Below are 24,887 nucleotides of genomic sequence, written 5' to 3' on the forward strand. Positions count from 1 at the left end.
ATGAGGACGGTCATCGCGCGCTCCCGCAGCGGATCTGGTCGGGGCCGGCGATGCTCGTGCGTGCCGCGGTGAAGCTGCGCATCCCGTCGATGCCGAAACGGCCCAGGCCGCGGGCGTTGCTCTCGGCGTCCTCCAGATAAAGCCTGTCGAAGCGCAATTGCTCGGCCGCCGGCATTGGCGCGATGTCGACGCCCTTTGCCTGAGCCGCCGCAATGCCGCGTGCCGCCGCAGCCTCGACTTCGGTTGCCAGGGCGGCTTCCCAGACGGCGCTCGATTCCTCGAGGATCCTGCGCTCACCCTCGTTCAGGCGCTGCCACCGGGCCAGCCCCATCGCGCGGGCAGGATAGGCGCCGCGGGGCACGGCGAGCGTATTGAAGTGCTGTGCGACTTCGGCGAAATGCAGCGCCGCGAAAGTATCGGCCGGGGCTACGACGCCGTCGATCACGCCCTTGGCGAGCGCGGAATAGACTTCGCCCATCGGCATGTTGACCGGATCGACGCCGAGCCGGTCGAGCACCGCGAGCAATTCGCTGGGTGCGCGCAACCGCAGGCCGCGCAGATCGGCGAGGCTCCGTACCGGCCGATCGCGCGTGACGATGCCGGGCAGCGAGCCGCCCTGCACCGCCAGCACTTTCAATCCGCGCAATTCGTGGCCGACTTCGGGGTCCGCCGCCGCGATGCAGCGATAGAGCGCGACCTGGGCGGGGATGCTGTGGACCCCGCTATAGAAGCCCGACTGGGTGCGGATCAGGTGCGTGCCGCCGCGCACATAGATCGGCGTGATCAGCCCGATATCGGCGACACCGTGGCGCAACTCCTCCATCGACATCTCGGACGACAGCAACCCGCCCGACCAGATCGGCCGGATCCGCAGCCGCCCGCCCGAACTCTTCTCGACGAACGCCATCCATTGCCGGTCGGCGCGGCTGAACGGATGGCCGGGCGAATAGGGGCTGGCATAGACGAGCTCGGTCACCCCCGGCGGGACGCCCTGCCCGCAACCGGCGAGGAACAGCGCGAAGAGGAGCGCCAACAGCCTCATGCAAGCCCCTGGGCGGTCAGGAAGTCGGCGACGCGCGCGACCATCGCGTCGTGGTTCCAGTTCTTCGCGTCGACCATGTCGGCATCCAGCGTCAGCACCGGCACGCCCGCCGCTTCGAGCGACGCGGCGGTCATCTTGGTTCCCGATTGCGACAGGCGATTGTCCGGCGGCAGCAACACCATCGCCGCATCGATCCCGCACCGCTCCGCCTCGCTGACCATCCAGCCATTCATCCAGGGCGGGAGATGCAGCACTTCGTTCATCGAGCAGATCCGGCTGGCCAGCGCGTCCATCGGCGCGCCCTGGATCTCGCGGACATATTGCGGGCCGGTGAAGGGCAGATACATCGACCAGACGAACACCGCGCCGAGCCGCTCCTCCAGCGCCTGATAGAAGCCCGGATCGTGCCAGACCCCGGCACCGATCCACATCAGCCGCACCCGCTCGTCGGTCGCCGCGCCGAGGCCCTGCGCGATCTGCTCGTTGACTTCGTCGCGGAAACGCTTGGCGTGCGCCACCGCCCAGTCTGACCCGCGATGCCATTGCGGGATCATCGTGTTGGGCATCTGCTCGGCGATCGAGACCGGGCAAGGCCGCGCGGCGCCGATCGCCTGCGCGGCTTCCCACAGATAGCTCTCCTGCTCGTTGATCCGCTCCATCAGGTGGTGCAGCTTGGCCTCCTCGAAACGCCGCCCGGTGCGGTTTTCCAGCACCGTGATCAGGTCCCGCATCTCGCGCACCAGCAAGGCGATGCGATCCGGATCATAGACGGTGCGCCAGTCGCTGTTCGAATGCCGGAACCACTCGGGATCCTTGTGCGGCCAACCCGGCGCCTCGAGCGGGAAGAATTCGGTGCCGAGCGCGTCGGCCCATTGCCCGAACACGTGCTGGATGCAGTCGCAGGTCAGCCGCGCGACGAGCACCGTCGGCTTGGGCAGCCCGCCCCAGGGCGCCGTCGCGGGATCGTTGGCGAGCGTGCACGCGAAGCCGAGCGAGCAGTATTTGCAGCTGTTCTCGGGATAGCCGTGATCGGCGAGCACCTGGAAGTAGCGCGAGGAGAGCTGCTTGGCCGCGATATAGGCCGACCACCATTGGTTGGTGACGATCGGGATATCCATCACATGGAAGATCTCGTGCGGGGTATCCGCCTGGACGATCGCGAAGGGCTGGCCCTCGTCGACGACCTGGCGGCGCAGGTCGGCGCCGAACGCCTTCTGGTACGCCGTCGCCTCGACGGTGCAGGCCAGCGTCTTGCGGCTGCGCTGTCCGGTGGGCTGATTCACTCGAATACTCCCGCTTCCCTGAGCGACTGGATGCGCGCCGGCGAAAGCCCGCAAATCTCGCGCGCCACGATTTCGCTGTGCTCGCCCATCCGCGGCGCGCGGAACGGCGTGAACCGATCGCGCGACAGGCGGATCGGCGTGGCGACATGGCCGAAGCTGCCGAGCAGCGGGTGGTCGAGCGTCGCCAGCGCGGCACGATATGCGAGCTGCGGATCGCGCTCGATCATGTCCTGCGCATCCTGGACCACGCCTGCGGCGATGCCCGCGCGCTGCAGGGTCTCGGCAATCGCATGATCCTCGCGCACGGCGCACCAGCCCGCGACGTCGCCGCCGGTGATCGCGTCGAGCGCGGCCCGATCGGCTTCGTCGAATAGGCTGATCGCCGCCCAACGATCCTCGCCCGCAGTGGCAAACACGTCCTGGAGCGGCACGTTGCGATCGGCATTGCCGGCACGCTGCGGCCGCTCGCCAGCCTTGGCCCCGGCAAGGTAGTCGCGCATCTGCTGCGCGCAGATCTCGTACATCGCCGCGTCGATATGCCCGCCCCGCCCGGTCTCGCGGCGATGCTGGAGCGCCGCCGCGACAGTGGCGGCCATCACATAGGGCACGATCACGTCACCATAGGGCACCGCGCCCGGGATCACCGGATCGCCATCGGCATAGCCGGTGAGGTAGGTTCGGCCGGACAATGCGCCGCCGGTGCCGTCGACTCCCCATTCCTTCGCCAGCGGCCCGGTCTGGCCGTAGACGCTGCCCGATACCATCACGATGCCGGGGTTCCTGGCGGCGAGGCTGTCATAGTCGAGACCGAGCTTGGCCATCGTGCCCGGCGAGAAATTCTCGACCACGACATCGGCCCAGTCGATCAGCGGATCGAGGATCTCGCGTGCGCCCGGCGCCTTCATGTTGAGCGACAAGCTTCGCTTCGAGCTGTTGAGATGGGCAAACCACGGCTTGTCGTCCAGCTCGCCCGCGCGCGATGCGGAAACCTGGACGTCGAGGCGCGAGAGATCGGGCCGGGTGCGGCTCTCGACCTTGACGATCTCGGCGCCGAGATCGCCGAGAGTCTTGGTCGTGATCGAGCCGACCAGCGCCCAGGCGAAGTCGAGCACGCGCACGCCGGCAAGCGGCCCCGGACGTTTGCCGGTGTGCACCGCAGGCGCGGCGACTCCCGTCCCTTCGCGCAGGATCGCGAAACGTTCGGGCAGCCCCGACGCCGTATCGAAGAAACCGCGCGCGGCGAGGTGCGGGTCGGCGAGCACATCGGCCGGCTCGTTGACGACGCAGGCGTTGATCCCGCGCCGCCGCCCCTCGGTCGCGATCTCGGCCTTGGTTCGCGTTGCGAAGAAGGCGCCGATCGCGGTTTCCCACAGCGCACGCGTCTGCGCCGGCAGGGTCGAACGGTTATAGGCCAGCCAATCGGTGCCGTGGAGCGGGTTGTCGATCCCGACCTCGTCCATCCAGTCCGAAAGGCCCTGGTTGGCCGGCGCGCCGAGCCGCCCCGTCATCAGCGAATGGAAGCACCAGCCATCGGCAAGCTTCCAGATCGCACGCACCGTTGCCTTGCCATAGGCCAGCGCTCCGCCCACCCGCTCGAGCTTGCGCCGGTCGAACTGCCAGACGAGGATACCGTTGACGTTGCGGCTGAACGCGACTTGCTGGATCGACACATCGACGTGCTGACCCTTGCCATGCACGCCCCGCGCATGATGCGCCGCCATTGCGCCGGCGGCTGCGACCATGTCGGCGTGGAAGGTGCAGGCATCGCCGGCTTCCTTGACCGGCGGACGGCCACGCTCGCCGGTCACCCGCAGTGCCCCGCCCATCGCCGACGCGACGAACTCGCCGCCGCGCCAGTCGCTGCGCGGGCCATCGGATCCGAACGCCGTGACCGACACATGGACCGCCGTTTCGGGGACGACGATATCGCCCAGCCCATTCAGCCCCAGATCGTCGATGACGAAGCTCGCGCCCTCGACGCTCCCGCCCAGCTCGGCGCCGAGCGAGGCGAGCATCCGCGCCAATGGCCGCTCCGCCATGCCGCCGAGCGTTGCGACGCGATGTCCCTCAAGCGGCTTCACGCAGACAACTCCTCGATAAATTTCCGGATTTCCTGAGGCGCGCCATCCCGCGCCGCCCAATCGCGCCGCGTGAGGATGCGCGCCGGCACCTCCGCGGCCTGCAGCGCCGCGCGGATCGCCGGCACGTGCCACACGCGGGCCTCGTCTTCCTCGGTGTACCAGAGCACCACCGCTTTTGCCGCCGTGGCTTCTACGCGCTCGATCACCGTCGCCGCCTTGTCGCCGAAACCGCGTTGGTCGTCGGGCCAGGCATGGAGCTGACGGCCAATCGCCGCCACGGGGTCTTCGGTGGCCTCGTCCACCAGCGGGCCGGCATCGTGCCAAAGCTCGGACAAGGTCGGCCCGACCGCCGAGAACCCGGCAGCCTCGATCGCATCGTGCAGGCGCCGGTCGGGCGGCGGCGAGCCGCTCAACAGGCAGACGCGCGCGCCCGCTTCGTAGATCGCGGCGCGGCGCTGCACATTGGTGGCGAGGATCGCGCCTTCGAGCGCATAGGCATTCACGTCGAGGCGATCGGCCAGCCTGCGCGTCGCCGCGATCGTGTGGTCCACGCTGCTCGGGCGCTGGACCTTGGCGATGTCGAGCAGGAACGGCTCGGGCCCTTTCAGCGTCCCCGCCCGCTGCAGCTCGCAGATATAGTAATACAGGCGCTGGGCGGTATCGTCGGTGCGGCTGAACACCATGAGATCGAGGTCGTCGAACGCGCCCTCGGACCAGTGTTCGAGCACTGCCCGCGCCCAGGCCGAGAATTTGCTTTCGAGCCAGCGATCCGCCGCGGGCGTCGCGCGATCGGCGTCGAGCGCGACCGGCCCGCGATAACGTCCGGTAGCGGCGAAAAGGTCTTGGGGCAGCCCGGGCCCGATACTCGCGATCATGGTCAATTTCCGATCCAGCCTGGCAGCCACAGCGCCATCGCCGGGAAAAGGATGATCAACAGGAGGTGCACGAAGTCGCTCGCGAGGAACGGCAGCACGCCCTTGAAGATGCGGTTGATCGGCACGTCCTTGGCGACGCCCTGGATGACGTAGAGGTTCATGCCGAGCGGCGGATGGACGAAGCCGATCTCCATCGCCCGGGTCAGGAAGATGCCGAACCAGATCGGCGTCATTCCCGCCTCGGCGACGATCGGCAGCAGGATCGGGGTGGTCAGCAGCATCAGCGCCAGCCCGTCCAGCACCGAGCCGAGCAACAGCAGGAACACCGCGATCAGCAGCAAGGTGCCCAGCGATCCCAGATCGAGCGCCCGCACCGCCGCGCCCAGCGCGTCGGGCAATCCGGTGACGCTGACGAACACCGAGAAGATCAGCGCGCCGATGATGACGAGCAGGATCAGTCCGCTGGTTTCCAGCGTGCTGGCGAACGCGTCCTTGAGCATCGCGCGGTTCAGCCGGCCGCGGATTGCGGCGATGGCGAATGCGCCGGTGGCACCGATCGCCGCGGCCTCCGACGGGCTGACCCAGCCGATCGCGATGCCGCCGATCACCAGCGCGATCATCAACAGCATGTCCCAGATCCGGGCGAGCGCCCTGCCGCGCTCGGCCCAGCTTGCACGCTCGCTGGTCGGCCCCAATTCGGGGCGCAGCCGCACCACGATCCAGATCACCAGCATGTAGAGCAGCATCTGGGTGATGCCGGGAATGATCGCCGCCGTGAACAGCGTGCCGATCGATTGCTCGGCGATGATCCCGAAGACGATCAGCGCGCCAGAGGGCGGGATCATCTGGCCAAGCGTCCCGCCTGCCGCGACCGATCCGGTCGCCAGCGCATCGTCATAGCCGCGCTTGCGCATCTCGGGGAGCGCCACCATCCCGACCGTCGCCGCCGTCGCCAGGCTGGAGCCGTTGATCGAGCCGAAGCCTGCGCAGCCGCCGATCGCAGCATAAGCCAGTCCGCCGCGGCGATGCCCGACGAACTTCGCCGCGGCGTCGAACAGATCGCGGCTGGCATTGGCGGCGAAGAACAATTGCGCCATCAGCAGGAACAGCGGCAGCGTGCCGAGCTCGTATTTGGTGAGCACTTCGATCACCACCACGCCCGACTTGATCAGCGCCGGTTCGAGCCCGAGCACGATCACGAGCCCCCCCAGCCCGACCAGCCCGAGCGCCGCGCCGATCCGCAGCCCGAACAGCAGCAGGGCGAGCAACAGGAGGACGCCGAGCAGCCCGATCGCAGGAGTCGCCATCATGCGGTCCTCCGCGCGAACGCACGGCGCAGCACCAGCACCAGCGCGACCGCAAGGCTGATATTGGCGAACAGCCGCATCCAGCGCCACGGCACGCCGATGATCTCGCTCACCTCATGGCTCGCCCAGAGATCGATCGAGAGCCACACCGAACCGGCGAGCACGCACAGCAGGAACAGCGCCATCAGCACGTCGCAGAGTTGCTCGACGCGCCGCCGCATCTCGGGCCGCAGCCGATCGACAATCAACTGCACCTTGGCGTGGCGATCGGCGAGCGTGGCGGCGATCAGCGCGATGCTGCCGGCCACCAGGACCGCCGCCTGGACGAGTTCGATCGATCCGCGCAGCGGCCAGCCGATCTGGCGGCCGATGACCGCGAAGGTATCGGCCGCAGTCGCTGCGATCAGCGCTACGCCGCCGATCCAGATCATTGCGCTACGAACAGGGTTCACAGGGCCTCCGTCACGGTGCCGTCGGACGCGATGCGGATCGCCGGCAAGCCGGCATCGCGGGTGATGCGCTCGACATAGCTGCGGATCGCCGCGCCGCGCGCTTCGTCGGCCAGCACCGGGCGGCCCGGCGCCTCCACATGGACCGGAACGATCGCAGCGGACACCCCGCCCTCCCCGTCAAAGCATAGCCGGCCGAGAAAGGCATGGACGGCTTCAGGATGAAAGGGCGCCAGAGGATAGGCCGGATCGGGCTCGAACCCGAACATCTGCTTGCGCCGCTCGGCCCATTCGCGGCGCGCCGGGTGGTCCTGCGCCGGACTGAGCGCGGACGTGACCACACAGGCATTGCCGAGCCCGTGGAAGATCGGCCGTCCGCGATGGAACTCGATGCCGCGCACGATATGCGCATGATGCCCCAGCACCGCATCCGCGCCCGCTTCGATCGCCGCATGCGCGAGCGGGCGCTCATATGGCGCGAGCCGTGCGGGGACGTGCACGATGCCCTTGTGAAGCGCGACGAGGACGATATCCGCCCGGTCCCGCGCCGCCGCGATATCCTCGGCAAGCATGGCGAAGGCTTCGGGGCTCGCAGTTTCGAGCGATGCAGCCGGCGCGATCGGCAATCCGTCGGCGGTCTCGACGCGGAGATAGGCGGCGCCTGCCTTGGCATCGCCTGCCCAGCCGATCTCCGGCCCGACGCAATTATAGCTGAGCAAGGCGACGCGCCGGCCCGCCACTTCGCGGATCGCTGGCCGGCGGGACGCCGCGAGCGTCGCCCCTGCTCCGGCATGAGCGATCCCCAGCGCGTCGAGACCGGCGATCGTGTCTTCGATACCCTCGGGTCCGCAATCGGCGATGTGATTGCCGGCCAGGCTGAGCATGCCGAACCCCGCCTCGCGGATCGCCGCGAGGTTCTCGGGCGGCGCGCCCGGTGCGGGGACGTCTCCCTTCATTTCGGTGCCCCGGCTGGTATGGGGCACTTCCAGATGCGCGACGGCGAGATCGGCGGGGCGGATCGCGGGGACGATGCCCGCGATCCAATAGCCGGGATCGGGCTCGTCCAGAACCAGATCCCCGCCCACCACGACTTCCAAAACGCGTTTACTCGCCATCCCGCTCCGACCCTTAGAACCTGGTACGCACGCTGGCGGCGAACAGGCGCCCGACCGGGCTTGCCGCGGTGGCGTCGTAGCCGCCACTGCCGTTGCCGCTCGGAGCGAGGTTCACATAAGGCGGCCGCTCGTTGAGCAGATTGCGCACTTCGAGGCCGAAGGACAACTCGCCACCCAGTGGATTGGCGCGATCGATCCGCCAATTGAGCGCGAGATCGACAGGCGTGTAGCTGCCGACCTGTTGGACCGGGCGGATGGCATCATTGGTATAGCCGCCGACATGGATGACCTGCGCCCGCGCCGAGAACGGCCCGTGATCCCAGTTGACGCTGCCGCGCAGCTTGAACTTGAGCGGGCGGAAGATCAGGTTTCGCTGATCGACAAGCGGCGCCGTCGGCGTGACCGCGACGCGATAATCGGTCAGGTACGTGCCGCTGGCATTGAAGCGCAGCATGTCCTCGCCGATCGGCAGGTCGTAGTCGGTGGTAAAGTCGATGCCGCGCGTGATCGAAACGCCCAAATTCTGGCTGCGGCCGTCTACGAAAAGCTGGATCGGCTGCGCCGGCGCGCCAAGGACGACGACTCCGGCAGCGATCGCCTCCTGCACCCGCGTTGCCGCTGCCGTTCCGCGCAGGATGATGCCCGTGCCGGCATATTGCGCTTCCTGGTTGAGGATCGCGAGGTTCGAGAGGTTGGCGAGAACCTGGTTCTCGTACTTCACGTCCCAATAGGTCACGCCGAACCGCAGCCGATCGAGCAGTTCGAAATCCGCGCCGACCGACCAGGTCTCGGCGGTCTCGGGCTTGAGGTCGAGGTTCTGACCCGAGAGCGCCAGGCCCTGGATCGTCGCCCCGCCGGCCGGATTCTGATAGTTCTGGACGTAGAGATTGTTCGAGTTGCCGTAGATCTCGGGGATCGTCGGCGCGCGGAAGCTGGTGCCATAGCTGCCGCGCAGCTTGATGCCGCGGACCGGCGACCAGTTCACGCCGAACTTGGGATTGGTCGTCTTGCCGACATCGCTGTAGCGATCCTGGCGGACCGCCAGGTTGAGCTCCAGCCGCTCGAGCCCGGGGATCGCGTTCGCCGCGCCGAAGACTGGCAGGAACAGCTCGGCATAGGCAGAGTCGACGCTACGACCGAAATTCCGGAACGTGATCGGTGTCGTCGGCCCGCCGCGCGCGACACCCAGCGCCACGTCGAACTCCTGGCGCTCATAGCCCAGCGCCAGCTTCGCCTCGCCGCCCGGCAGCATGAACAGCCCGCCATTGGCGCGCGCTTCATATGCGGTGAGCTTGCCGTTGGTCGGCGCCAGGAAGATCTGATCGGCGATGCTGTTCAGCACCGCGCGGCTCGTCCGGCCCAAGCCATAGGGATCGAACGCCGTCGCGGGATTGCTGCTCGCCAGTGCGGCATTCAGCGCGGCGTTGTTGATGCCGTTATATCCCGCCGAATAATCGTGGGTCTTGCCGAAGCCGACCAGTCCCTCGAGCTCCCAGCCATAAGGCAGCTTGACGCGCACGCCGGGCGTGATCTGCCAGCTCTCGGCCTGGCCATAGGTGTCACTGGGCGGCACGTCGTTGCGGAAGCTGTAGTCGAGCGTGTAGCTGGTGCCCGCGAAGCCCGCGGGACGCACGAAGAAGGCGTTGGTCGACGGCACGGTCAACGACGTCGCCGGGAACGCACCGCGGCGATAGAAATCGCGCTTCGAGTAGAAGCCATCGGCGAACACCGACAGCCAGTCGGTCAGCTCGAAGGTCGCGGTTCCGTTGACCGAGTCATACTTTTGCTCCGGGAACAGATCCTGCCCGTCCAGTTCGTCGCAACGATTGGCGGTGCCCGCCACCAGGCTTGCCGCCGTTCCCTGCGTGACGCCACCGGTGGGGATCGCATAGGAGATTCCGCCCGCGCGGATCGTACCGGGCGCGCATCGCGTCGTGCGATAGTCATTGCCGCCATAGGGCCGCTGGTCGCCGGTGAAGAAATCGCGATCGTCGCCGCTTAGGTTCGAGCGCTCGACATGCTCGTACGCAAGCATGACCTGCCCGCGGGAGAACGTCTTGCCGACCGCGGCACCGAGCGAATATTCGTGGAAGCTCCCACCCTGATCGATACCGGCGCGGGCGAAGGCCTCTACGCCGTTGAGGTTGCGCCGGGGCACCAGGTTGACCACGCCGGCAACCGCATCCGAACCGTAGATCGCCGAGGCGCCGTCCGCGACGACTTCGACCCGCTCGACGCCCAGCGTCGGCAGCACCGACGGATCGGTGGAGCGGCTGTTGTTGACCACGCGGTGGCCATCGATCAGCACCAGCGTCGCATAGGGTCCGATGCCGCGCAGATTGACCGAATTGCCATAGGTGATGTTGCCCGAGCCGCCCGATTGCGCGCGCGAATTCTCCGACACGCCGAGTTCGAAATTCTGCGGGATTTCCTTGATCAGGCGGTCGACCGTGACCGCCCCCGACGCCTCGATCTGGTCGCGGCCGAGCGCAGTGACGGTCGACCCGACCGGCGTTGCGCCGCGCACCCGGCTTCCGGTGACCACGATGTCCGAGCCGCGCGTGCCGGCTGGCGCTTCCTGCGCCGTCTCGTCCTCCGGGACGTCCTGCGCACGCACTGCCACCGGGCAGGCCAAGGCCGCCAGCGAAACGCCCAACAATAATCTCTCGAACTTCTTTGCCTGTGTCATAGTTGCCTCTCCCAGCATCCGGCTCGTTTCGGCCGGCTTTCCTATTCTCAGCGGACCAGCGGCAGCTCGATGCGCGATGGATCGCTGCCGCCGCGAAGCACCGTGATCCTGGGCGCCGGATCGCGCCGAATATCCTTGAGGTTGCGCTGCCGCGGATCGGCGCCGGCGACGGTGAAGCGCAGCCGTGCCCCCGCCGGGACGACGCGCGACACCGGCGTCAGCGCGATCGAAACCGGCGCCGCTTCGTCAGGCGCGAGCCCCATTGCGTCCTTCGACAATCCCGACTGCCAGGGCAGGCCGAAATTCGCATAGGGCGCCTGGGCGGGTTTGCGCTGGGCCAGCTTGAGCCGTCCGAAGGCGATCACCTCGGCCTTGCCGTCCGACTGCACCTGATCGAGATAGACGAATAAATCCGCGTCGGGATCGCTCGCAGTGACCGTGAGCCGCGCCACCGGAAAACCGATGAGCGTCATCGGCGCGCTCAAAGCGTTGCTGGTATAGCTCAGCCCATGCTCGCCCATTGGCTTGGGCCAGAACGCGAAATAGTCTGCAGGCGGAAGATCGTAGTCGACCGTGAAGGCGTCGCGTCCTTCGGCTCCCGGCGCGGCGCCGAAACTGCCGTCCTTGCCCGCGCGCACGACGCCGCCCCGCGCGTCGCCCAGGAACCAGGGCAAGGGTCGCGCGGCGATGCCGGGCAGTTGATCGGATCGGACATAGCGACCCGCGCCATCGAGGCCCTCGACCCAATAGGTCGCGCGCGGCGCCTTCTCGATGCCGTTGTCGACGCCCTTAAGATAGTGATCGAAATAGCGGGTGACTTCGCCGGTGAAGTCGAAGCCCGGAGGCGGCACGCAATGGTCGCCCGGGCCGGCTAGGAACTTGCCGTCCAGGCTGGCCGCACCGAACAGCGTCTGGGCGGTCGGCTCGTCATGCCAATTGCCCCAGAAATAGGTCGCGATGCCCGCATTGCGGATCGCAGGAAGGTATTTGTAGACCCCGGCCTCGTCCCAAAAGGCATTGCCCGTGAACGACGAGACGCTGTCGCGATAGGGCATGCCGTACCAGAGCGGCCCCATCGGCGTGTTCCGTCCATGCTCGGCAACCGCGCGGCGCAATTCGGCACCGGTCCGATCGGCATCGACGGGTATGCTGGCAAGGTCGACCGAGGCGGGCTCGTCGGGCCGGGTGTTGAACTGGGCGGTGATCCCGCCATTGCGGACGAAGGCGTATTTGTCGATGTCGGAGGCGCCGATGAACACCGCCTTCAATGCAGGCGGTGCCGTGCTCGCGGTGTGAAAGGTCGCCCCCCCCAAATACGAGCAGCCGATCATCCCGACCTTCCCGGTCGAATAGGGCTGGCGCGCGAGCCACTGGATCAGATCGTAGCCGTCGCGCGCCTCGGTACGATCCTGGAAGCCGCGGCGATGCCCGAAGGATGCGCCCTTGCCGCGAATGTCGGCGACTGCGACGACATAGCCGGCACGTAGAAGCGAACGCAGCGCGAGGCCGTCGCTCAATGCCGCCTCGACCAGCTTGCCCTTGTCGTCGCGGAAGCGCGCCCGGTACGGCGTGAAGACGAAGATAGTCGGGCGACGCTCCGCGACTGCCTTGCCCCCGGATGCCGGGCGATAGATGTTGACCGCGAGGCGCGTGCCATCGCGGACCTGCACGTAGCGCGACTGCCGGACATGATCCGGCGTCGCTTCTTCCTGCGCGACGGCATGGCTGCCGCCGACGAGAAGCAGCGCGGCAGTGCCAAGGCCGACGACCCGGTCCAGCATCCTCTCACTCCGTTTTTTTTCTTGGGTTACGTTTCTGAAAGTGCCGCGGCGGACGCAAAGGAATAATCACTGACGAAATTGTTGACAATTTAATCGACGATAGCGCAATAGCTTAGCAGGATGATCCAGTTCGCCGGAGGGCCGATCGGCCCCGCTCCTTCCAGTCACGAGATCGCAGCCTGGGTTCGCGAGCGCATCCGGCGTGGGCAATTCGTGCCCGAGCAACGCCTGATCGAAGTCGACATCATCCGAGCCACCGGGGGCAGCCGCGTGCGCGTTCGCGAGGCGTTGCAGCGGCTCGCGGCGGAAGGCCTCGTCACCATCGAGCCCTTCCGCGGCGCGTCGGTGCGCAGTGCCAGTCTCGAGGAGCTTCGACATATCTACCGCGCCCGCGCGGCGCTGGAAGGCATCACCGCAGGCGATTTCGCGACCTCGGCCAGCGATGCCCAACGCACCCGCCTTCAGGAGATCCAGGACGAGCTCGAGCGCTGCGTCACCGAGCGTTCACCCGAGCGCTTCGGCCGTCTCAATGCCGAGTGGCACGAATTGCTGGTCGAGGGTTCGGGCAACACGATCATCGGCGAACTGCTCCAGCGGCTGAGCGTGCCAATCCACCGCCTGTTGTTCGAAAGCTTCTACGACGCCGATCGGCTGCGCACCGCGAACGAGGACCATCGCCGGATCCTCGCCGCGATCCTTGCCCACGACGCCGCCGGCGCCGAAGCGGCGATGCGGGCGCACGTCCATGCCGGTTTCCAGACGCTCTCGGCGATCGAACGCGAATATCGCGTCTGAGCGCAGGCCTCAGCCCTGGAAGACGACGGTCCTCGCGCCGTTGACGAACACGCGGCCAGCGAGATGATATTGCACTGCGGTCGATAGCACGCGGCGCTCGATGTCACGGCCCTTGCGGACGAGTTCCTCGGGCGGGTCGGCATGGGTGATCGGCTCGACATCCTGGTGGATGATGGGTCCCTCGTCGAGGTCGGCGGTAACGTAATGCGCGGTGGCGCCGATCATCTTCACGCCGCGCTGGTGCGCCTGATGATAGGGCTTGGCGCCCTTGAAGCCGGGCAGGAAGCTGTGATGGATATTGATGCACCGGCCTGCCAGGAACGCGGCCAGATCGTCTGACAGGATCTGCATGTAGCGCGCGAGCACGACGAGTTCCGCGCCGGTCTCGACGACGATCGCCTTGACCTGCGCCTCCTGCTCCGCCTTCGCCCCCTTGGCGACGGGCAGGTGGTGATAGGGAATGTCGCCCAGCAGCGTCAGGTTGAGCGCGTCCCTGGGATGGTTCGACACGATCCCGACCACGTCCATCGGCAGCTCGCCGATCCGATAGCGGTAGAGCAGGTCGCCGAGGCAATGATCGAACTTCGAGACCATCAGCAGCACGCGCGTGCGGTGCCGCGTATCGCGCATGGTCCACTCCATCGCGTGCACCTGCGCGATCGGTGCAAAGCCCCGCATGAGCGATTCGAGATCGCCGCCGCCCTGCAGCTCGTACTGAACCCGCATGAAGAACAGGCCGGTGTCGCTATCCTCGAACTGGTGCGAGCTGCGAATGTTGCACTGATTAGCTGCCAGGAACGCGGCGACCGCCGCCACCAGCCCCGGCCGATCCGCGCAACGCAGCGTCAGAATATGGTTCTCGCCCATCGAATGCCGTCTCCTCGAACCGCGCCATGCCGCAAGGCCAGCACACTATTTTGTTTGCTCTACATACAAATATTCGTATGCATCGCATACAAATATTGCACGCCCGGATTCGGCAACCAAGCGGATGGGCGGCCAAAGGAGAGAGAAGATGGCTCTTAGCCTCGAGCAGGTCCTGCAAGGTGCGGGCAACCACGTCGAGATGCTGCGCAATTCGCTGATCGGCGCCTATGTCTATCCCGTCGTTGCCCCCGAATTCCACAATTGGCGCTCCGAGCAATGGGCGTGGCAGCACAGCGCGGTGCTGTTCGACCAGTCGCATCATATGGTCGAATTGTCGATCCGCGGGAGGGACGCGCTGAAGCTGATTTCGGACACTGCGATCAACTCGATGCAGGGCTTCGCGCCCAACAAGGCAAAGCAATATGTACCGACCACGCCCTATGGCCATGTGATCGGCGACGGCATCCTGTTCTACCTGGCCGAAGGGGACCTGCTGTATGTCGGCCGCGCGCCGGCGGCGAACTGGCTGATGTTCCATGCCGAGACCGGCGGATACGATGTCACGATCGTCAAGGACGATCGTTCGCCGTCGCGCCCGATGGGCAAGCCGGTGGAGCGTACGCACTGGCGCTTCCAGATCCAAGGGCCGAACGCCTGGGCAATCATCGAGAAGCTCCATGGCGGCCCGCTCGAGCAGCTCAAATTCTTCAACATGAGCGAGATGAGGATCGCCGGTCGCAAGATCCGCACGCTGCGGCACGGCATGTCGGGTGCGCCGGGCCTCGAAATCTGGGGCCCCTATGCGGAGCAGGACGAGATCCGCCACGCGATCCTGGAGGCCGGCAAGGAGTTCGGCATCGTGCCGTGCGGCAGCCGCGCCTACCCGTCGAACACGCTCGAATCGGGCTGGATCCCCTCCCCGCTTCCGGCGATCTACACCGGCGACAAGCTCAAGCCGTATCGCGCGTGGCTGGGCGCGGACAGCTATGAGGCGACCGGCGCGATCGGCGGCAGCTTCGTTTCCGACGACATCGAGGACTATTACCTCAATCCGTGGGAGCTCGGTTATGGATCGTTCGTCAAGTTCGACCATGACTTCCACGGCCGCGAGGCGCTGGAAGCACTCAACCCGACCGAGCAGCGGCGCAAGGTGACGCTGGCCTGGAATGGCGAGGACTTGGCCAAGATCCAGGCCTCGCTGTTCGACGGCAGCGAGACCCCGTACAAGTTCTTCGACCTGCCGCTCGCCAATTATGCGTCGTCGAGCTACGACCGCGTCGTCGATGCCGGCGGGCGCACCGTCGGCCTTTCGATGTTCAGCGGCTACAGCTTCAACGAGAAGGCCGCGCTCAGCCTGGCGACCATCGATCATGAGATCCCGGTGGGCACCGAGCTTCGCGTGGTGTGGGGCGAGCCCGATGGCGGCACCCGCAAGACGACCGTTGAGCCGCACCGCCAGATCGAGGTTCGCGCCGTGGTGAGCCCGGCGCCCTATTCGAAGGTCGCCCGCGAAACCTACCACCAGGGCTGGCGCACCGAGCGCGCCTGAACCGGCCTTCGGGAGAAGCACCATGAACGCCCTTGCTACACGCCCCTCGCCGGACACAGGTCCGGCGAGCGCCTTGCTGCGCGGTTATTCGATCGAGATCACATCCAAGGATGTCGCCAGCCTTGCCAGCGCCGCGGACGCGCTGGCGCCCGGTACACGCATCGCGATCACGTCGCTGCCGGGTGAAAGCCTGGCGCAGCGCCTTGCCACCACCCAGGCCGTGCTGCGCCACGGATTCCGCCCGGTGCCGCATATCGCGGCGCGGCGCCTGCCTTCGGCTCAGGCGCTGGAAACCCTGCTCGAAGCGTTTGCCGATATCGGTGCCGTGCAGGACCTGTTCGTCATCGCCGGGGACGTGGACAAGGCGGAAGGCCCCTTCGACGACGCGCTGGCGGTGATCCGCAGCGGGCTTCTTGCCCGCTATGGTGCGGAGCATATCGGTATCGGCGGCTATCCCGAGGGGCATCCCAGGATCGGTCGCGACCGATTGTGGGCGGCCTTGCGCGACAAGACCGTAGCGGCGAGCGACCAGGGCCTGGACGTGTCGATCGTGACGCAATTCGGCTTCGAGGCCGAGCTCGCGACCCTGTGGGTGAAGCGTGTCCGCGAGACGGGGATCGACGCGCCGATCCGCATCGGGATTCCCGGGCCCGCGAGCGCGGCGGCGCTGCTGCGGTTTGCCACGCGCTGCGGCGTGCGGGCGTCCGGCTCGGCACTGCGCAAATACGGGATGTCGGTCACGCGACTGATGCAGTCCGCGGGACCGGACGCCTATGTCCGCGACATCGCGGCGGGGCTGGCAGCGTTCCCGAGCGGCGAAGTCGGGTTGCATTTCTATCCGTTCGGCGGGCTCGGCAACACGGTCCGCTGGATCGCCGAAGCAGGCGCGCACTGAGACGTCCGGCTTAGTCGAGCAGGCTGCCTGCTGACATATCGGGACTGCCCTCCAGGATGCGGTGCGCGAGCGCTTCGGCGCGCGCGGGATCGACGGGCTGGGCCGCCTTGGCTGCGCAGCGAACGAACTTCTCGACCATCGCCGGCTGGGTAAGCGGGCGCGCCGGGCTGCCCCGCGGGACCAGCACCGAATGCTCCAGCCGCTCGCCATCCTCCAGCAGGATCGATAGCGCGCCGCATGCCGCGTGTGCGCGGCCCCAGCCGGGATTGCGCTTCTCGAACACCTTGGCCGCCACCGCCAGCACGCCGGGCTCGGCGCGCCCCGCGGCGTCGAACGAGTCGAGCGTGATTTCGCCATGCACCAGGGCGTGCGCCACGGTGAACGGGATGCTGAACTTCGCCTGGATCGCGCTTTGCGGCGCCGCCTTGGCTGCCTGCGGCCGGATCAGCATCTCCTGGATCAGCCCGGTCTCGGCTTCGATCCGCGCGATCGGGCGCCCGGCAATCCTGGGACGCAGGAGGAGCGCGGCCTCGATATAGCCATGCGTTCCCCGGCAGCTCGGCCAAGGCTTCAGGCTGACCTCGTCGCCGAGGAAGCGCGTGCCCAAGCCTTGAGTCAGCCGCGCCGTGGGGGCGCCCCCGCCATAGACCGCGAAGAAACCCGCTTTGCCTTCGAGCGGCGCGGCGAAGGCGCGCGCCCCGCCGCGGGCCAGCAGGGCGGCCTCGACTCCGGCCCGTGCAGCGTAGCTCTCGCGCACCGCCCGGACCGGGGAGTCCACATCATATTTGATCTCGCCGGGAAAGCTGCCCTGCAGCATCGCCAGCCCCATCGCATCGATCACGCCCTCCGCATCAAGGCCGAGCAGCCGCGCGCTCGCCGCCGCCGCCGCGATCATCCCAACGAGCGGCGGTGGATACCAGCCGCCCTCCTCATAGGCCCGCGGTGCGGCGACCGAGAGCCGGCAGGCGAGATCGGTCCCTGCGGTCATCGCCGCTAGGAAGGTCGCCATATCGATCCGGGGATCGGCGTCGGCAAGCGCGAGCAGCGCCGGCACGACTGCGGCGCTGGGATGCGCAGGCCCTTCGTCGAACGTGTCGCCGAAATCCAGCGCGTGCGCGAGTGCGCCGTTCGCCAGTGCGGCTGCGGCGGGAGCGACCCGCGCGTCGAACCCGAGCAGTCGCGACGGACCTACGCCGCCGTCCAGCGCGTGGCGGCGATAGGGCGATGCCTCATCGGCCAGCCCGCTCGCGCCGAGCATCACGCCAATCGTGTCGAGGAGCGACCGGCGCGTGGCTGCAACCGTTTCGGGCGGCAGCGCATCGGCGCGGAGGCGCGAAACATGATCCGCAAGCTGGCGGGACACGCCGAGGATTGTTTTATCGGAAAACATTATGCAAACGCTTTCATCAACCCCTGCCGCGAGAGCAAGCCCAAAAATCGAACGGGAGTATCCGATGGCCGTCCGGCACCTCATTCTTTCCGCTTTGGTATTCGCGACCCTTCCAGTCGCGCCATCGCGCGGCGGCCAGGCGGCGCCGGGCGAGACGGCCCCCCTCCCCTCCGGCGCGCGCTGGGCGGGCGAGATGCCGGCGCGCTGGAACGGCACGTTGCTGCTGTTCAGCCGCGGCTATTCGCCTGCCCTGGGCGCGCCCGAACCCGCACCGCGGCAAGTCCGCGACGCACTGCTTGCCGAGGGCTATGCGCTGGCAGCTTCGGATTATGGCGCATCCGGCTGGGCGCTCGAACAGGCGGTTCCGGCCCAGCGGGACACCGTCGCCGCCTTCGCCGCCCGCTATGGCAAGCCGAAGCGCGTCATCGTCTGGGGCCATTCGATGGGCGGGCTGGTGAGCACCGCGCTGGCCGAGCAGCGCCCGGCTGCCGTGGACGGCGCGCTGGCGATGTGCGCGTCGATCGGCGGTGCGGTGGGGATGATGAACATGGCGCTCGACGGCGCCTATGCCTTTCGCACGCTGGTCGCGCCCGACGCCGGCATCCGGCTGGTCGAGATCGACGACGATCGCGCCAACGCCAAACGCGTCGGCGAGGCTTTGGCGGGGGCGATGCAGACTCCCGCCGGCCGCGCCCGGATCGCGCTTGCCGGCGTGCTCGCGGGCATTCCGGGCTGGACGCGCAGCGACGGACCCGAGCCCGCACCCGGCGATCATGAAGCGCAGATCGAGGAGATCGCGCGCAGCTTCGCGATGGGCGCGTTCCTGCCGCGGGTCGACCAGGAGAAGCGCGCCGGGGGGGTGTTTTCATGGAACACCGGGGTGGAGTATCGCGCGCAGCTGGCGCGCTCCGGGCGCCGCGCCTTCGTCGAGGCGCTGTACCGCAAGGCTGGGCTCGATCTCGACGCCGACCTGAGGCGGCTCGATGCCGGGCCGCGTGTAAGGGCGAAGCCGCAGGCGACCGGTTACATGATGCGCAACTATACCCCGAACGCCCGGCCGCAGGTGCCGCTGCTCGCGGTCCAGACGATCGGCGACGGATTGACCCCGCCATCGCTCCAGCGCGGCTATGCCGATGCGGCGCGCGGCGACGTCCGCAGCCTCTATGTCCGCGCCGCGGGCCATTGCACCTTCACGCCAGAGGTCACGCTGGCCGCGATCCGCCATCTCGACCGGCGCCTGCAGACCGGCCGGTGGGACAAGGCGCCGGTGCAGTTCACGCCCTATACGCCGCCGCCGATGCTGCGCCCCTGCATTCGCGGCGGCCGGTGCAAATAGCGGTCAGTCGATCCGCTTGCGCTCGATCTTCCATTGGGGATCGGCGCACAGCGCGCAATCGGCGCCCGTGAACGTCTTGGCTGCCTGCGCATCGCCGCGCAGTTGCCATTCGAGCCATGCCGCCGCGAGCTTCCCCACCGGGCCGCCATTGGGCGCCCGGAACGTGCCGCCATGGCCGACATTCGAATTGGCGAGGAACACCGGCACCCGGTCGATCCGGCGCACATCGTCGGTGCCGTTGGGATAGGCGATGTCGCTCGGGCCGCCGAGCACGTACAGAACCGGCGTGTGCAGCGTGTCGAGCAGGCTCTTGTCGACGGTCAGGCCGGTGATCGGGTTGGAGCCGTCGGTGAAGACGCCGCTATTGTGGACCATCACCGTGCGGATGCGCGGGTCGGCCGCGAGCTGGAGTGCCTGGAGGCCGCCACAGCTATGCCCGCCCACCGCGACCATCGCCGGATCGATCCTGCCCTGGTAGCGGCTGCCGGCCCGGCCATTCTCCGCCAGCGCCCAGTCGATCCCGGCGCGGACATCTTCCGCATTCGTCTGGATCTGGGGCAGCTTGCCGTCGGCCAGCGCCCTGGGCGGACGCGGCGCGGCAGTGCTGCCGGGGCCACTGCGGATGTCTCCCGGGGCGATGACGACATAGCCATAGGAGGCCAGCTGGGCGAGGTGATGCCGCGCGCTGGCGCCGTCAGCGGCGCATCCGCCATTGCCCCACACCACCACGCCGAGCTTGCGCCCCGCGAGCGCATCGAGCGCGGCAGGGCGATAGACGACGTGCCGCGGCAGGCCGGGATCGACTTCCTTGATCGCGGCAAATGGTCCGTCGCCGCGCGATTCGGGCGACATGTCGGGTGGTGGCGGCACGCTCGCGGGAGGCGCCTGCTGCGCGAGCGCGGGCATCGATATCAGCGCGACAAGGGCCAGGGTCAGGCGCATCGCATCCACTCTATTATTGCTATGTATCAAAACTAATCAGCGCCGGAGCGGCGATGCAAGCCCTTTCATGCGCTTTCGCGGGCGATCACCCGGAATCCCACGTCGATGCGTGGCTCGACCGCCTCGCCCGCCGCGCGGGCGCGCAGCACTCGGATCACTTCGCGGGCGATATGCGAACCATCGACGTCGACGCTTGTGATCGTCGGCCGCATGTCGCCCGCAAGGCGCAGGTTGCCGAAGCCGGTAACGGCGAGCTGGTCGGGGACGCGCATGCCGACGGCCTGCGCCTCGACGATGAGCCCCTGGGCGATCCAGTCCGACCCGCACACGACGACATCGGGCATTTCTTCCAGGTCGCTCAATGCGCGGAAGCTCAGGCGCCCTTGACCGAAATGGCTGGGCACGTTGACTTCGAGCCGGGTCGGCTCGGGCCCGCCGTCGCGCAGCCAGCGCTCGACGAACCCGGTCGCGCGGCGCTCCGACCGCGTCGAGCGCGGCACCACCAGATGGGGCCGGCGATAGCCGCGGCCACGCAGGAAGCGCGCCATTTCCTCGCCCGCGGCACGGTGCGAGAAGCCGATCGCCACATCGATGGGATCATCGGGCAGGCCCCAGGTTTCGATCACGGTGACTGGATGCGCGCGCAGGCGCTCACGCGTCTCGGGATCCGAGACGATGCCGGTCAGAATGATCGCATCGACCCGGCGGGCCAACGCCATATTAATCTCCGCGTCGAGCCGGTTGTTGTCCGAGCCGGTGAGCGCCAGCACGACGCTATTCCCCTCCTCGGCGAGCTTCTCGATCATCGCTTCGACGGTGTCGTTGAACAGCGACTGGGCAATATCCGGCACCAATGCGGCAATCAGCCGCGAGCGGCTCCCCGCCAGCGCGCCCGCTGCCATGTTAGGCACATAGCCGGTCGCGGCGATCGCGCTTCGGATACGCTCGGCCGTCGCCGGCGCGACCACGTCCGGGTTGTTGACGAACCGCGAGACCGTGGCGGCAGATACCCCCGCCTGGAGGGCTACGTCGTCGAGGCGGGGTGCGCGGGGGGCGGACATGCCCCTCTATGCCGCACGTGGGCCGGGGATGCAAAACAGCCCTTGCAAGCGCTTGCATTGCGCAGTACCAAAATTGTTATGTCCCATGACTTCAATCCAATCGTTCCGGAAACTTTCGATAGTCCGCACGCCGAATATGCGCGGCTGCGCGAACAATGTCCGGTCGCACATAGCGATGCCTGGGGAGGCTTCTGGGCGCTGATGAAGCATGCCGATGTTGCCGCCGCGGCTGCCGATTGGCGGAATTTCACCACGGCGAAGCAGAACGTGATCCCCAAGGTCGCGTTCACCGGCCGCCGGCCGCCGCTCCACCTCGATCCGCCCGAGCACACGCCCTATCGCCGCGCGCTGGCGCCGTTGCTCACCGAACGCCGCGTCGCGCGGCTCCAGCCGGTGATCCGCAGCGTATCGCGCGATCTGCTCGCGGCGATGGTCGCGCGCGGCGGCGGCGATGTCGTCGCCGACTTTTCCGCGCACATGCCGATCGCCACCTTTGCGCACTGGATGAACCTGCCCCCCGCGGCGGTCGCCGAGCTCACTGCCGTCGGGCAGCGCTACAATATCGCGGTCCAATCGAACGACATGGACACGACCAAGGAATCGAGCCTGCTGCTCTATGACATGGCGCGCGCGATCGTCGCCGACCGCCGGGCGATCCCGCTGCCCGAGGACGAGGACGCAACCAGCGCGTTGCTCGCCGCACGCGTCGATGGAGAACCGCTGCCCGAGGAACTGATCATCGGCACGATCCGCCAGGTGCTGGTGGTCGGGATCATCGCGCCGAGCGTGATGATCGGATCGATCGCGGTCCATCTGTGCCGCGACCAGGCGCTGCAGGCCAAGTTGCGCGCCGAGCCTGCGCTGATCCCCGCCGCGATCGAGGAGTTCCTGCGGCTCTACACGCCCTATCGCGGGTTTGCGCGCACGCCGCTGCAGGATGTCACCATCGGCGGGCAGACCATCCCCGAAGGGGAGCCGATCGCACTGGTCTATGCCTCGGCGAACCGCGATGCCGACGTCTTCGAATGCCCCAATGATTTCCGTATCGACCGGCCCAACATGAAGGAGTCGCTGGCATTCGGCCGCGGACCGCACGTCTGCGTCGGCGCCGCGCTGGCCCGGCTCGAGCTGCAGATCGCGCTGGAGGAATTGCTCGCCGCGGGGCCGTTCCACGCCGCCGGAGAACCGCGGCAGACGCGCTTCCCCGAAATCGGCGCACTGAGCGCGCCGATCGCATTCGAGGCCGCGGCATGACGCAGGTGTTGCTCGCCGTCGGCGACCTCGCGATGGACCGCGAGGATTATGCCGAAAGCTTCGCGGCGACGCGCGACGTGCTCGCCGCCGCCGACATCACCTTCGGCCAGATCGAGACGAGCTTCGCCAGCAAGGGCGTGCGCCTGCCCCAGGCCCGCCACGCCGTGCTCGCCCGGCCCGATGGTGCGAATGCGCTCGCCGAGGCCGGCTTCGATGTGATCTCGATGGCGGGCAACCACGTGCTCGACTGGGGGAACGAGGCATTCCACGAGACCAAGGCAAATCTCGAAGCCGCCGGCCTCAAGGTGGTCGGCGCGGGCGCCAACATCGTCGAGGCACGTGCGCCGGTGCGCTTCACGCTGGGCGACGGCACCACCGTCGCGATCCTGGCCTATTGCAGCATCCTGCCCCAGGCGTATTGGGCCGAGGAACGCCGCCCGGGCTGCGCGCCGATGCGCGCGCACACGCTCTACGAGCAGATCGAGCACGACCAGCCCGGCACGCCGGCACGCGTCCACACCTTCCCGCATCGCGAGGATTTGGCGGCGATGGAAGCGGACATCCGCGCCGCCAAGGCGCAAGCCGACGTGGTGGTCGTCTCGCACCATTGGGGCATCCACTTCGTCCGCGCGACGATCGCCGATTATCAGCGCGATGTCGCGCGCGCCGCGATCGCCGCAGGTGCCGATGCGATCCTGGGCGGTCACGCACATATCCTCAAGGGCTGCGAGATGATCGACGGCAGGCCGGTTTTCTATTCGCTCTGCAATTTCGCGACCGATCTGCGGATGGACCCGGTGCACGCCGCATCGAAGAGCTTCAACGAGATCCGCGTGCTCGCCGAGGAATGGGAGCCCGACTTCGAGAGCCTCTACAATTTCCCCAAAGCGTCGCGGCTGTCGATGGTCGCGCGGCTCGAGATCGCCGAGGGCCGCATCGTTCGATCGGGCTATCTGCCGCTCTACATCGATCGCGACGCCGTGCCGCGCTTCGTCGAGCCGGGCAGCGAGCGGTACCGCGAAGTCGTCGACTATATGACCGCCGTCACCGCCGAAGCCGGCCTCAACGCTCGCTATCGCGTCACCGATACGATGGTCGAACTGGAGCATGCCGCATGACCCGCGCGCGTAGCTTCCCGCTCGAAGGCTATGTCCTGCTCTATCTGCTGGCGTACCTTCCCAACGTCATCATCACCAAGCTGGTGACGAGCACGCCGCATCCCGGGCTCGGCCGGCCGCTGACCGGGCTGGAGACGCTGCCGGCCTCGCTGATCATCAGCACGGTACTGACCTATCTGTTCATCTGGTGGTCGGGCTGGCATCGGGACGCGCACGGCGTGATGATCCTGGGGCGCCGCTTTCCGGTGCCGACGAAATATACGCTCCTCTCCGGCGTGGGCACGGCGCTGGTGCTGTTCACCGTGCCGCTATCCTTCACCTTCGAAGGCGTCAGCATCCCGTTCATCCAGTTGCTGATGCGCGGCGACATCCTGCTGATTGCGCCGCTCGTCGACATCGCCTTCGGTCGCAAGGTGCGCTGGTGGAGCTGGATGGCGCTGGTTATGGTGATGATCGCGCTGGCGATCACGCTCAGCGACCGCGGCGGCTTTCACTTGCCGCCGCTCGCGATCCTGACCGTCATTCTCTACACGATCGGCTACTTCATCCGGCTCGCCGTGATGACCAAGATCTCCAAGAACGGCGATCCGGCCTCGGTGCGCCGCTATTTCGTCGAGGAGAAGATCTTCGCCCTGCCGATGTCGGTGGCGATGCTCGCGGCGATTTCGGCAGCGGGTGTCGGCAGCCAGGCCGGCGCGCTCAGCTGGGGCTTCGTACACGTCTGGGCCGATCCGGTGATCCTCCCGCTGTTCGGCATCGGTGTGACGCTGACCATCGTGTCGGTATACGCGATCATCATCCTGCTCGATCCGCGCGAGAACGCCTATTGTGTGCCGCTGGAACGCGCGGCGAGCCTGATCGCCGGAGTCGGCGGCGCGCTGATCCTCGCCTGGGTCTGGGGCCTGCCGCAGCCCCGGCCGGCCGAACTGGTCGGCGCGGGAATCCTGATCGGCGCGATCACGCTGCTTTCGCTGGCGCCGCGCCTGTCGCGGCCGGTCGCCGCCGCACGGGCCGAAACGACCTGACATCATACGGGGGCCGAACCGCGGGAAACGCGG

At 67.6% G+C, this 24,887-nt stretch carries 20 protein-coding genes; 7 read left to right on the forward strand and 13 right to left on the reverse strand.

Annotation, left to right across the window (positions count from 1 at the left end):
* Positions 1-10: 10 nt before the first annotated feature.
* The 9 genes from dctP to RZN05_RS08895 are packed head-to-tail and all read right to left on the reverse strand — an operon-like array spanning position 11 to position 12,622.
* Positions 11-1,042, reverse strand: coding sequence for a TRAP transporter substrate-binding protein DctP (dctP, locus tag RZN05_RS08855; protein WP_317226252.1), 1,032 nt, complete (start codon positions 1,040-1,042; stop codon positions 11-13).
* Positions 1,039-2,325: a 2-hydroxyacyl-CoA dehydratase subunit D gene (locus RZN05_RS08860; protein WP_317226253.1), complete on the reverse strand. Its 1,287-nt coding sequence runs from the start codon at positions 2,323-2,325 to the stop codon at positions 1,039-1,041. The genes dctP and RZN05_RS08860 overlap by 4 nt, the downstream gene beginning before the upstream one ends.
* On the reverse strand, positions 2,322-4,406 hold the full coding sequence (locus tag RZN05_RS08865) for a CaiB/BaiF CoA-transferase family protein (protein ID WP_317226254.1): 2,085 nt from the start codon (positions 4,404-4,406) through the stop codon (positions 2,322-2,324). The genes RZN05_RS08860 and RZN05_RS08865 overlap by 4 nt, the downstream gene beginning before the upstream one ends.
* Positions 4,403-5,281 carry a 2-hydroxyacyl-CoA dehydratase family protein gene (locus RZN05_RS08870; RefSeq protein WP_317226255.1) on the reverse strand — a complete coding sequence of 293 codons (879 nt, stop codon included), beginning with the start codon at positions 5,279-5,281 and terminating at the stop codon, positions 4,403-4,405. The genes RZN05_RS08865 and RZN05_RS08870 overlap by 4 nt, the downstream gene beginning before the upstream one ends.
* Before the next feature lie 2 nt (positions 5,282-5,283).
* Complete coding sequence (locus tag RZN05_RS08875) at positions 5,284-6,591, reverse strand: TRAP transporter large permease (protein WP_317226256.1); 1,308 nt, start codon at positions 6,589-6,591, stop codon at positions 5,284-5,286.
* Positions 6,588-7,019: a TRAP transporter small permease gene (locus RZN05_RS08880; RefSeq protein WP_317226257.1), complete on the reverse strand. Its 432-nt coding sequence runs from the start codon at positions 7,017-7,019 to the stop codon at positions 6,588-6,590. The genes RZN05_RS08875 and RZN05_RS08880 overlap by 4 nt, the downstream gene beginning before the upstream one ends.
* Positions 7,020-7,036: 17 nt before the next feature.
* Positions 7,037-8,152 carry a CapA family protein gene (locus RZN05_RS08885; RefSeq protein ID WP_317226258.1) on the reverse strand — a complete coding sequence of 372 codons (1,116 nt, stop codon included), beginning with the start codon at positions 8,150-8,152 and terminating at the stop codon, positions 7,037-7,039.
* 13 nt (positions 8,153-8,165) lie between these two features.
* Positions 8,166-10,841, reverse strand: a complete 2,676-nt coding sequence (locus RZN05_RS08890) for a TonB-dependent receptor domain-containing protein (protein WP_317226259.1) — start codon at positions 10,839-10,841, stop codon at positions 8,166-8,168.
* A 47-nt stretch (positions 10,842-10,888) separates the two neighbouring features.
* Positions 10,889-12,622 carry a CocE/NonD family hydrolase gene (locus tag RZN05_RS08895; protein WP_317226260.1) on the reverse strand — a complete coding sequence of 578 codons (1,734 nt, stop codon included), beginning with the start codon at positions 12,620-12,622 and terminating at the stop codon, positions 10,889-10,891.
* 120 nt (positions 12,623-12,742) lie between these two features.
* Between RZN05_RS08895 and RZN05_RS08900 the strand changes: the two genes are divergently transcribed.
* Complete coding sequence (locus tag RZN05_RS08900; protein WP_317226261.1) at positions 12,743-13,417, forward strand: GntR family transcriptional regulator; 675 nt, start codon at positions 12,743-12,745, stop codon at positions 13,415-13,417.
* Positions 13,418-13,426: 9 nt separating this feature from the next.
* On the opposite strand, the gene purU is transcribed toward RZN05_RS08900, so the two are convergent.
* Positions 13,427-14,284, reverse strand: a complete 858-nt coding sequence (gene purU / locus RZN05_RS08905) for a formyltetrahydrofolate deformylase (RefSeq protein WP_317226262.1) — start codon at positions 14,282-14,284, stop codon at positions 13,427-13,429.
* 148 nt (positions 14,285-14,432) lie between these two features.
* On the opposite strand from purU, the gene ligM reads away from it, so the two are divergent.
* Both ligM and RZN05_RS08915 read left to right on the forward strand, forming a co-directional pair.
* Positions 14,433-15,833, forward strand: coding sequence for a vanillate/3-O-methylgallate O-demethylase (gene ligM / locus RZN05_RS08910; protein ID WP_317226263.1), 1,401 nt, complete (start codon positions 14,433-14,435; stop codon positions 15,831-15,833).
* Positions 15,834-15,855: 22 nt separating this feature from the next.
* Positions 15,856-16,728 carry a methylenetetrahydrofolate reductase gene (locus RZN05_RS08915; RefSeq protein ID WP_317226264.1) on the forward strand — a complete coding sequence of 291 codons (873 nt, stop codon included), beginning with the start codon at positions 15,856-15,858 and terminating at the stop codon, positions 16,726-16,728.
* 10 nt (positions 16,729-16,738) lie between these two features.
* On the opposite strand, the gene RZN05_RS08920 is transcribed toward RZN05_RS08915, so the two are convergent.
* Entirely contained in the window at positions 16,739-18,118 is a 1,380-nt protein-coding gene (locus RZN05_RS08920) for an MmgE/PrpD family protein (protein ID WP_317226265.1), read from the reverse strand.
* A gap of 64 nt (positions 18,119-18,182) precedes the next feature.
* Here RZN05_RS08920 and RZN05_RS08925 point away from each other — a divergent pair, with 64 nt between their 5' ends.
* Positions 18,183-19,454, forward strand: coding sequence for an alpha/beta fold hydrolase (locus RZN05_RS08925; RefSeq protein WP_317226266.1), 1,272 nt, complete (start codon positions 18,183-18,185; stop codon positions 19,452-19,454).
* A gap of 3 nt (positions 19,455-19,457) precedes the next feature.
* Here the strand turns inward: RZN05_RS08925 and RZN05_RS08930 are convergent, their stop codons facing one another.
* Together RZN05_RS08930 and RZN05_RS08935 are read right to left on the reverse strand one after the other, a co-directional pair.
* Positions 19,458-20,396, reverse strand: coding sequence for an alpha/beta hydrolase (locus RZN05_RS08930; protein WP_317226267.1), 939 nt, complete (start codon positions 20,394-20,396; stop codon positions 19,458-19,460).
* Positions 20,397-20,461: 65 nt separating this feature from the next.
* The gene (locus RZN05_RS08935) at positions 20,462-21,457 is read right to left on the reverse strand and encodes a LacI family DNA-binding transcriptional regulator (protein WP_317226268.1); all 996 of its coding nucleotides are present in this window, start codon (positions 21,455-21,457) and stop codon (positions 20,462-20,464) included.
* 78 nt (positions 21,458-21,535) lie between these two features.
* On the opposite strand from RZN05_RS08935, the gene RZN05_RS08940 reads away from it, so the two are divergent.
* The 3 genes from RZN05_RS08940 to RZN05_RS08950 are packed head-to-tail and all read left to right on the forward strand — an operon-like array spanning position 21,536 to position 24,854.
* The gene (locus RZN05_RS08940) at positions 21,536-22,711 is read left to right on the forward strand and encodes a cytochrome P450 (protein WP_317226269.1); all 1,176 of its coding nucleotides are present in this window, start codon (positions 21,536-21,538) and stop codon (positions 22,709-22,711) included.
* Positions 22,708-23,829, forward strand: coding sequence for a CapA family protein (locus RZN05_RS08945; RefSeq protein ID WP_317226270.1), 1,122 nt, complete (start codon positions 22,708-22,710; stop codon positions 23,827-23,829). The genes RZN05_RS08940 and RZN05_RS08945 overlap by 4 nt, the downstream gene beginning before the upstream one ends.
* Positions 23,826-24,854 (forward strand): hypothetical protein, encoded by a 1,029-nt coding sequence (locus RZN05_RS08950; protein WP_317226271.1) that lies wholly within the window; start codon positions 23,826-23,828, stop codon positions 24,852-24,854. The genes RZN05_RS08945 and RZN05_RS08950 overlap by 4 nt, the downstream gene beginning before the upstream one ends.
* Positions 24,855-24,887: the final 33 nt, after the last annotated feature.

The sequence above is a fragment of the Sphingomonas sp. HF-S4 genome (assembly GCF_032911445.1).
In the GTDB taxonomy this organism is placed as follows: domain Bacteria; phylum Pseudomonadota; class Alphaproteobacteria; order Sphingomonadales; family Sphingomonadaceae; genus Sphingomonas; species Sphingomonas agrestis.

What these genes read in the sequence shown, in the direction of transcription:
- dctP (WP_317226252.1), bottom strand. Translation starts at nt 1,042, where the DNA reads ATGAGGCTGTTGGCGCTCCTCTTCGCGCTGTTCCTCGCCGGTTGCGGG.
- RZN05_RS08870 (WP_317226255.1), bottom strand. Translation starts at nt 5,281, where the DNA reads ATGATCGCGAGTATCGGGCCCGGGCTGCCCCAAGACCTTTTCGCCGCT.
- RZN05_RS08875 (WP_317226256.1), bottom strand. Translation starts at nt 6,591, where the DNA reads ATGATGGCGACTCCTGCGATCGGGCTGCTCGGCGTCCTCCTGTTGCTC.
- RZN05_RS08880 (WP_317226257.1), bottom strand. Translation starts at nt 7,019, where the DNA reads ATGATCTGGATCGGCGGCGTAGCGCTGATCGCAGCGACTGCGGCCGAT.
- RZN05_RS08885 (WP_317226258.1), bottom strand. Translation starts at nt 8,152, where the DNA reads ATGGCGAGTAAACGCGTTTTGGAAGTCGTGGTGGGCGGGGATCTGGTT.
- RZN05_RS08890 (WP_317226259.1), bottom strand. Translation starts at nt 10,841, where the DNA reads ATGACACAGGCAAAGAAGTTCGAGAGATTATTGTTGGGCGTTTCGCTG.
- RZN05_RS08895 (WP_317226260.1), bottom strand. Translation starts at nt 12,622, where the DNA reads ATGCTGGACCGGGTCGTCGGCCTTGGCACTGCCGCGCTGCTTCTCGTC.
- RZN05_RS08900 (WP_317226261.1), top strand. Translation starts at nt 12,743, where the DNA reads ATGATCCAGTTCGCCGGAGGGCCGATCGGCCCCGCTCCTTCCAGTCAC.
- purU (WP_317226262.1), bottom strand. Translation starts at nt 14,284, where the DNA reads ATGGGCGAGAACCATATTCTGACGCTGCGTTGCGCGGATCGGCCGGGG.
- ligM (WP_317226263.1), top strand. Translation starts at nt 14,433, where the DNA reads ATGGCTCTTAGCCTCGAGCAGGTCCTGCAAGGTGCGGGCAACCACGTC.
- RZN05_RS08915 (WP_317226264.1), top strand. Translation starts at nt 15,856, where the DNA reads ATGAACGCCCTTGCTACACGCCCCTCGCCGGACACAGGTCCGGCGAGC.
- RZN05_RS08920 (WP_317226265.1), bottom strand. Translation starts at nt 18,118, where the DNA reads ATGTTTTCCGATAAAACAATCCTCGGCGTGTCCCGCCAGCTTGCGGAT.
- RZN05_RS08925 (WP_317226266.1), top strand. Translation starts at nt 18,183, where the DNA reads ATGGCCGTCCGGCACCTCATTCTTTCCGCTTTGGTATTCGCGACCCTT.
- RZN05_RS08930 (WP_317226267.1), bottom strand. Translation starts at nt 20,396, where the DNA reads ATGCGCCTGACCCTGGCCCTTGTCGCGCTGATATCGATGCCCGCGCTC.
- RZN05_RS08935 (WP_317226268.1), bottom strand. Translation starts at nt 21,457, where the DNA reads ATGTCCGCCCCCCGCGCACCCCGCCTCGACGACGTAGCCCTCCAGGCG.
- RZN05_RS08940 (WP_317226269.1), top strand. Translation starts at nt 21,536, where the DNA reads ATGTCCCATGACTTCAATCCAATCGTTCCGGAAACTTTCGATAGTCCG.
- RZN05_RS08945 (WP_317226270.1), top strand. Translation starts at nt 22,708, where the DNA reads ATGACGCAGGTGTTGCTCGCCGTCGGCGACCTCGCGATGGACCGCGAG.
- RZN05_RS08950 (WP_317226271.1), top strand. Translation starts at nt 23,826, where the DNA reads ATGACCCGCGCGCGTAGCTTCCCGCTCGAAGGCTATGTCCTGCTCTAT.